Annotated in this window: 1 protein-coding gene and 3 tRNA genes; 3 read left to right on the top strand and 1 reads right to left on the bottom strand. The window is 56.5% G+C overall.

The window, feature by feature from the left end:
• Nucleotides 1-242: 242 nt before the first annotated feature.
• Nucleotides 243-1,013, bottom strand: coding sequence for a hypothetical protein (locus tag AC3ZU9_RS31345; RefSeq protein ID WP_012723124.1), 771 nt, complete (start codon nt 1,011-1,013; stop codon nt 243-245).
• Between the two features lie 359 nt (nt 1,014-1,372).
• Here AC3ZU9_RS31345 and AC3ZU9_RS31340 point away from each other — a divergent pair.
• The 3 genes from AC3ZU9_RS31340 (at nt 1,373) to AC3ZU9_RS31330 (ending at nt 1,704) form a co-directional block, all read left to right on the top strand.
• Nucleotides 1,373-1,448: transfer RNA gene (locus AC3ZU9_RS31340), tRNA-Glu, on the top strand.
• 3 nt (nt 1,449-1,451) lie between these two features.
• Nucleotides 1,452-1,527, top strand: a tRNA-Gly gene (locus AC3ZU9_RS31335).
• Between the two features lie 104 nt (nt 1,528-1,631).
• A tRNA-Glu gene (locus tag AC3ZU9_RS31330) sits at nt 1,632-1,704 on the top strand.
• Nucleotide 1,705 lies beyond the last annotated feature (1 nt).

Genomic DNA, 1,705 nt, shown 5'->3' with positions numbered 1-1,705 from the left:
CAGGTATTTGGGGGGCCGCCGCCACGCGCCATCCATGGCGCGGGGCGGCTAAACCGGCATCCCTGCCGGTTTACCCCTCAAATCCCTGTCGAATTCCGGCCAGCGTGTTTGACGGGGCGCCTGAGATCAAAAGCGAGATCAAGATCAAGATCAAGATCAAGATCAAGAGCGGCTCGCTTCGCATCGTGGTTAGGCTGGTTGCTACAGCGTTGTGTAGATACCTATGTATAAGGAGAGGGGCATCAGTCGTAGATGACTTTCTTCTTCCACTCGGCGTCGGCGTCGACCACTTTGAGGCCTTCGGTCAGTTCGTTGACTTCGTCTTCGGCCGGCTTGCTGTTGGTCAGCACCGTGGAGTTGGCGCGGGCCAGTTGGCCTTCCAGCTGTTGCAGCTGTGCGCTGTAGATGACCGGTTCAGGCTGTTTACGCAGGTACTGCACGCCACGTTCGAAGGCCAGGCGCGCCTGGCCTGGCTGGCCTTGTTGCAGGGCGTGTTGGCCGAGGTTGTTGAAGAACTCGATATGCAGCAACACCAGGATATGGCGGATTTCCTTGATCCAGTGCTTGGCTTCGTTGGCCGGCAGGAAACCGTCTTGTGCGGCGCGGGTGACCTGGCCATGCAGGGCTTCGAGCAGGAAGCGCACGTCCTTGGCCTTGGCTTCGGTCTGGATCGGCGCGGGAGGGTTGTTCACCGGGATCGATTCGCCCTGAGCCACCAGCGTATTGAGTTCGGCGATGCGGGCCTTGATGGGAGCGCTGGTCTTGTTGAGGTTCAACAGGCGCTGGTTGACGTTGAGTTCCAGTCGGGTAAGCAACAACTTGAGCGCCGGGGACATCAACTGGCCGGGGAAGGTCTCGGTGATTTCACCGCAACGGCGCAGGCGATCGTTAAGCTCGATCTCGGTGCGCTTCTTTTCCAGCTTGTTGTTTTCCACCACGTGGTTCATATAGCCAATGGCGATCAGTATTACGATCCCGGCTATTACCAGCAGGGTGATCATGAGTGGTGTCACCGGTGTGACCTCTTTATAGGGTTTACAGTGGAGTGTAGTGACTGGGCCATCCGGCGGATAGGGCTGATCGACCAGTTGCCCAGGTAGTTTGCTTCTCTATAGATAGGCGTCCGTTACATGGATGCACATTGCCATCATTTGTCGGAGCGAACTATAGCGCCTTGTCGGACGCCAGAATATAGGCGCCAAAGCCTGGGCGGGCACAATCCTCCCATAAGCCCGGAAAGCAGGGCGAAGTCATTGATTTAAATAAATTTATCCTTGGGGGTTGACGACCTTTCAATCCATCCATAGAATGCGCGCCACTTACAGCGTAAAGCACACAGCGAAACGCGGTAGGGAGTGAATGTTGTACGTGTGTCCCCTTCGTCTAGTGGCCTAGGACACCGCCCTTTCACGGCGGTAACAGGGGTTCGAGTCCCCTAGGGGACGCCATTTGCGGGAATAGCTCAGTTGGTAGAGCACGACCTTGCCAAGGTCGGGGTCGCGAGTTCGAGTCTCGTTTCCCGCTCCAAATTTAAGCGGTATTGCCTTCGGGTGGTACTGAGTGAAACCAGGGCATAATCTTCGGATTTAATCTCTGGACACTGAAATACACACCATGTGTTTCAGTTGTGTGTCCCCTTCGTCTAGTGGCCTAGGACACCGCCCTTTCACGGCGGTAACAGGGGTTCGAGTCCCCTAGGGGACGC

The sequence above is a fragment of the Pseudomonas sp. A39 genome, from assembly GCF_058145955.1.
Note: the sequence above shows the minus strand (reverse complement) of the source record. Positions and strands in the feature narration are given on the sequence as shown.